Origin of the sequence: Paraburkholderia elongata, assembly GCF_013177735.1 — a bacterium.
GTDB classification, from domain to species: Bacteria; Pseudomonadota; Gammaproteobacteria; order Burkholderiales; family Burkholderiaceae; genus Paraburkholderia; species Paraburkholderia elongata.
Genome location: NZ_WOEZ01000241.1, coordinates 1 through 5907, shown reverse-complemented (window position 1 = coordinate 5907; position 5907 = coordinate 1). Strand labels below are relative to the sequence as shown.

Annotated in this window: 3 protein-coding genes and 3 pseudogenes; all 6 read right to left on the bottom strand. The window is 60.5% G+C overall.

Annotation, left to right across the window (positions count from 1 at the left end; genetic code table 11):
* Positions 1-280: 280 nt before the first annotated feature.
* Positions 281-553 carry a hypothetical protein gene (locus GNZ13_RS53065; protein WP_236002410.1) on the bottom strand — a complete coding sequence of 91 codons (273 nt, stop codon included), beginning with the start codon at positions 551-553 and terminating at the stop codon, positions 281-283.
* Between the two features lie 912 nt (positions 554-1465).
* Positions 1466-2444: pseudogene (locus GNZ13_RS41515) on the bottom strand (AAA family ATPase).
* Positions 2445-2472: 28 nt separating this feature from the next.
* Positions 2473-4472 (bottom strand): annotated as a pseudogene (locus GNZ13_RS41510) (integrase).
* The gene (locus tag GNZ13_RS41505; RefSeq protein WP_172176102.1) at positions 4472-5101 is read right to left on the bottom strand and encodes a hypothetical protein; all 630 of its coding nucleotides are present in this window, start codon (positions 5099-5101) and stop codon (positions 4472-4474) included. Before GNZ13_RS41505 ends, GNZ13_RS41510 begins: the two are co-directional and overlap by 1 nt.
* 166 nt (positions 5102-5267) lie before the next feature.
* The gene (locus GNZ13_RS41500) at positions 5268-5762 is read right to left on the bottom strand and encodes a transposase (protein ID WP_172176100.1); all 495 of its coding nucleotides are present in this window, start codon (positions 5760-5762) and stop codon (positions 5268-5270) included.
* 11 nt (positions 5763-5773) lie between these two features.
* Positions 5774-5907 (bottom strand): annotated as a pseudogene (locus tag GNZ13_RS41495) (IS6 family transposase); the annotation flags it as partial.

Genomic DNA, 5907 nt, shown 5'->3' with positions numbered 1-5907 from the left:
GTAGAACGCATTAAAGATGTCAATCCGGAAGTCCCGTGTAGGCTGGGTTTTCCAGGACGAGTTGACTAATTATCTTAATAGCGCGGTCGGCTGTGCATCCGCAACTCCGCTCTTACACCGCGTCGCGCGCGTCGCGAATGGCCGTTATCGGGAGGCGCGAACGCCTCTTGTCGACCCGATCCAGCCCTTTAGTTAGTTTCTTTGGATGTCCCCACCGCGCTCAAAAGCGGCCGCAGGACGAGGCTGCCGTGCAGGTCAGCGATTCTTCTGCAAGACCGGCCTACGGCGTGCCCACTTCGGCATTGCTCCGGCCATCGTTGTGATCAGCGAGCGTTGCGAGCACCGGACCAATGCCAGGCACCGAGTTCAGTAACGCATAGTCCGGGTGCAGTTTGACCCGCTCCATGAGTCGCCTCTCGACGATCCCGATCTCTTCCTGCAAGAGAAGCGATGCCGGATGTCTTGCCGCGAACGACGCATAGGAGACCGGGAAACATCCCACGTCTGCGACCGCTGCATAAAGTACATCATCAATCCGGTGGACCGTGGCCAATTAGCCGATTCGTCGTCTTCCCCGAGGTATGCATACCGCCCCTCACGCCCATGCAGTTGCAAGGCATCCTCCGGAGCAAGGGTGGCAATCGTAGAACGTATTAAATCTGTCTCTATTGCGTCATTAAATCTGTCACCTCGCGTCAGCGCCCTAGAAGTGCAACTAACCGTCATTCGCGCGAAACCCCTTCCACTGGCTTCGCCAACAAACCGTTCGTCAAAAGAGAGGGCGGTCTGCACCCCGCGGACGGCACCGAAACGCGGCGATCACCCGTTCGACCCACCCGAGGCATCCCTGCCGAGTCGCAGACGCATCCGATCCTGGATCGCGAGGCGGTCCTGCCGTCGCATCGCCGGCGTCGTCGAACGGACCGGGAGGAGCCCATAGCAGAAGTGGGAACGACACCAGACGCAGCGGAATGGCGCTTCGATCACGCTGCTGTTGATAATGAACGGACTCTGCCGGCGGCACTGCAGACATTGCGTCCGAAGTTCTTGCCGATGGGCCGCACAGCGATGTTCCTCTGCAAGCTGATGCAGCACGCTATGGTAGCCGTGAGCCGCGCATTGCCTGCAATACCTGAAAGCCGCGTGGTACCGATCGCCCGACGTCCTGCCGAGCAACGATGTGCGCAACACGTTCACAGGTAGTCCCAGCAGTCGGCGAAGTTGATTGGGGTCGAGCGCGCTTCGCAGCGGGATCATCCCTTCACGTGGATCAGCGTCGGGACACATCGTGCGCATCAGCACATCGCCAGGCAGTGCGTTGGCGCAGGCGAATTTCCACAGAATCGAGATGAGGGATTCGCCTGGCAAGAGCCAATCAGGGTTGAACCCGCGGCCCGGCGTCCGCCCGTGCTGCCATTCGTCAAATGTCAGAATAGGGAAGCGCACTGCCTCGAGCACTTCGCAGCTAGGCTGTTGCGAGCACGCGTCCGGTTGCATGGCGGGACTGGATATAGCCGCAATGATGAACAGCGTGGGTCCACAAAGCTGGCTCGGGGCTGTAACCCGGCGCATCCTTGATCTCGCTTTCCTTGAGGACGATCTCGACGGCCCGGACGAACGACTCCATCGGCAAATCCAGGTTGCCGGGCAAGCTCGCTTTATGATGTGCAGCCTCGAACGTCTGCCATAACTGGCGGGCGTCACTCACCAGGCGATAGCCGGCGTCAAACGCCTCCGGTACGTAAAAGCGTGTGAAGCTCCAGGGTGTGCCCTCCGGGTAGGCCGTCTGATCGTAACCATTCAGGCACGTGGCGACATCCTGGGCATTCCGGATACCGTAAAACGCGAGTTCGTTGACCATGAGGCGCGCAACGATCTGCGTCTTGCCCGCAAGCTGCAATGCGGTCTTCTGCGCAAGCAGTTCCTCCTGGCCGACGAGAAACGTGAAGAGCTTGATCTGTTGGCGATCAAGGACGTCATGCACGTCTCGCAGCCACTCGTATTCGTTTTCGTTGAACCGCTGGGCTTCGTCACAGAACAGGATCACAGCGTTGCTTCCTGAGCGCGCGGCCGCCTCGCGAATTCGCAATGACAGGCGCGAGCGTTTGGCCGAACTGGTGCCGGCGTTCGGTGCATGATCGCCCACCGCCTCCAGCAAGTTTGCGAAGAAGGGCCCTTCTGCATGCCGTGGTTTTGTGCTCGCACTGGGCATGGTAGGTGGTGACCTTCGGGTACTCGCGGGCGAGGAGCAGCCGCACGTACTCGATGGCGCGGGTTTTACCAACCCGCGATGGCCCATAGATGAGCGCGCCCATGATGCGGTAGCGCAGGCAGCGCGTGGCGAGTTCATAGAACACCTCGATCGCTGGTGTGGCAAGACGATAGTTGCCGGTAACGAGAGGGTGCAGGGATGGATCGACCGGACGCGGAATCTTAAGCGACATGACTCACCTCGCAACTTGAACAACAGAGTTAAAACACCTGGCCGGTGCCGATCGAGAGCTTGCGCGGTCGTACCGCCACGCGCGATGACAGCTCGACGATCGTGGCCATTTGAGCATCCATCGTTGGCGCCGTCTCCGGTGTGGCGGAATCTGTCCCGGACGGGCGGGGCGGACCGACCGGCGTGCGTACGGTCGGCGCCGATGCGAGCAATTGCTTCGCGTGGGCCAGCTCTGTCGCTGCCTTGCGGGTCTTCTTTGCCTGCTCATCTTCTCGTCGACGTAGGCTCCAATCGGATTGGGAGCGAGGTTGGCGTTGCGTCGCCGCCGGCCCGGTTGCCGGAGAATCTGTTGTCGCAGCTTGAGGTTGTGAGGCACAACCCGCCACGCGCCTTGCGCCTCGAGTACGCCGAGCTCCATGCCGTCGGCCAGGAACGCGCGCACGGAGCGCAGATCGTCGGCGTTCATGTAGATCAGTAGATGCTGCCCGATCAGGTGAGTACTGGTCGCGAGCACACGGTTGGTGTAGCGCACGCCAAAAAGGTTGATGTGCGGACGCACCCCCTGATTGAGGTAGGCACGCACGCGACACTGCCGTGCCGATTGCATCAGGCAGAGCGTCCTGCGCTTATCTTCTGCTAACCAGACCAGCATGGCTTGCCTGCCGCGCACGAAGTACTCCATAGCTTCCAGTGGCGTGGCGTTGTTGAGCCCGCGGTGCGGTGTGCCGTTGTAGCCTGAGATGGCGAACTCGACCAGTTCCACCAGTTCATCGAGTGACACGTAGAGACGCAAATCTCCCTTGGGATCCGCGAGCGCCCGGCGAAGGTCGCGAATGTGCGAACCGGTGTATCCCGGCAAACGTGAAGACAGTCGACTGGCGATCGTGCCGAAGAATCGCTCGATGTAGGGGCGTTCGTCGGGGCTGTGTTTCGGACCGGCGTCAGCCAGGCAGCCGACGAATTCGCACAATGCCGTCAACGTCTCGTTAGCGAGATTCGCTTTTGCGTTGTCGAGCTTGATCCACTCCCAGGTCACATAGGCCAGTTCGGGCATGTGGCCTGAGGGGAAACCGTCGTGCGGTCCGTACGCCAGGCCTGGTATCGTGAACGTGCGCGGGCAATGGGGCGTGAGGGCGTTCTCGATGGTCTTGATGACGTCGTAGCGGCTAAATTCTTTGGCTAAAGCGATGTGGTATCCGATCACGGCACGCGTGCAAACGTCGATGATCACCAGCAGCCATACTCTTTCCATCTCGAATTCATGCGCGAAGCCGAGTGGATCGTGCACGACAACCTTGAGACGGACGTCCAGCCGGTGGCCATCGAACTCGACGACCTGATATGGCCGGACCGCCGCGGGTGGACCGGAGTCGTCAACACGCGGCAGGCCTTTGAGATGCGTGGCGCCCGCAGAACGGGCAGCCGAGCCGAAGCTTCGCAGCATCTCCGCCTTCACCCGTCGCGAAAGTGAGCGGATCGCATGGTCTGCCGTGTTCAGCGGGTAGTCGGCCGCCGTCAACCCGACCGACCGGCATTGACGCAGAAAATTGTCGTGCAGCGATTCCAGACCGCGCAGCCGCGTGCGCAGGTGCCCCTCAGTATGGATCTGTTCAAGCCATACCTTGCGTTGCTTCACCTGAAGCAACAGCCAGCCTGTCAGCGTCGGATAGCGTTCGAGCAATTGCGCGAACGCACCGGCCGCCCCACGGCTACCGCGCTCGCCCCGGACCCGCACATCTTGTACTCGTCCATATTCTGCGACGCGCACGTAGTGGATGAGTGCCCGGAAGCCGAAAGGGCGGCCGTCAGGATGAACTGTCTGGGCACGTTCAAGCCAGCGGTACAACTGGCGACGATTGAAGTGTGTCGATTTCTCAATGGCCCTGATGGGCTCACCAGCGATATAGCGCAATATGGCCTGCCGGCGCGCCTCGAACTGGCAGCGGGCCGGTTCGTCGAATTCGGTATAGGCGACAGTGGGCCATGCGTTCAGATCAATCGCCTGTAACTCCGGCTTGCGGCGGCTCATTATGTCGCCTCCGCAGCGGTGAAAGTAGTAAGTAGCGACAAAGATTGCGTGTGAAGCTCCGGAGCGTTGACGCGGCCCATGTGCAGAAGGCCGAACAGGGAAGCGCGAACGATCACCGGGTCGCCGGTCAGGAACTCGCGCTCGATATCGAGCAGTCGCCGGGGTTCGTCCAGGAATTGCATGATGGCTGGTGGTAACGTCGCCGGCACGAGGCCCCGGTTCGCAACAAGGTAGGGGAGGATGCGCTGCCAGTTATCCGTCCACGCACGTGCCGCGGCGAGCTCAGCAGATGTGACAAACCGGATATCTGCGGTGCAAGTGTCAAGCTCCGCCCGTGACGCGTCTACGAATGCCCCAAGCAATTCGCTTAGCATAACCAACTCATCGCGATCAACGTAGCGCACCCAGAAATCGGCAAGGTGACGGTCTTCGTTGATCAGCACATAGCCCGGCCGCTCGCGGAAGGTGATCACCTTCGGGTTCGCTTCGAGCAGAAACCATTGCTCAAGCGACGCACGACGGTAGAACATGACGCGGCGCGCGAGCTTGGGGCTGAAGGCTTCGAACCGGTGTGCACCGCGTGGACGGGCAAGTGCGATCGGCCTGGTTGCGTGAAGGGTATCGGCCATGAGCTCAGCCTCCTACCGTCGGGATTCGAAGTGTAGGAGGCGAGTTGGCAAATTTAATACGGACATATGCGAGTTGACACTTTCATGCCGATTCGAAGGGAAATAAAAATGTCAACTCGCGCACGTTCTGGCCCGCGGTTACTGGCGAGGGCCGGTGACAGATTTATTACGTCCTACGATTGCCCGGGGCCGACACGAACGGCGCGATCACGTTGCAGTTGCGGTCGCACAGGGCAACGACCTTGCAGCCCTTGACCTTCTTGTGGCCGCTGAAGCCGAGGTTTTCGCCTCCCTTCTTCGCGGCGCTCGTAGTGCCATCGCCATGGATGATGCGCGTGTCCAGGCGATCGTCGCAATGAGGTCGGGATACCGACCTCTCGAAAATGGCATCAAAGCATCCGTCCGCTTCCCCGCGCCGGAACGCTCGATAGATGCGCGTGTAATGGATCTCGGGGCGGCCGTGCCGATCCTTCCCGATGGGCAGCTCCTTCCATTGGCAGCCGAGATAGAGCGCCTTCAGGATGTAGTTGAAGATTGCGTGCGCGCTGAGCTTTCGCGCCGGGCCGCGACGGCCCTTGCTCAGATGCGGCCAGACAAATTGTTCGAACTCCTCGACACTCAATCTCGTTGGAATCGCTTGCCACGATTGGCTTTGGGCCATTTCGACCTTCAAATCATCGGTTTGATGATGCGTTTGATGGCCCGGTGATCCTGCTCCACGATGTTATTCAGGTACTTGTTCTGGCGGACCTTGATCGGTGTCGACCGCTCGGCGTTGAGCGCTTCGAGCGCGGCCAGATTGGCGC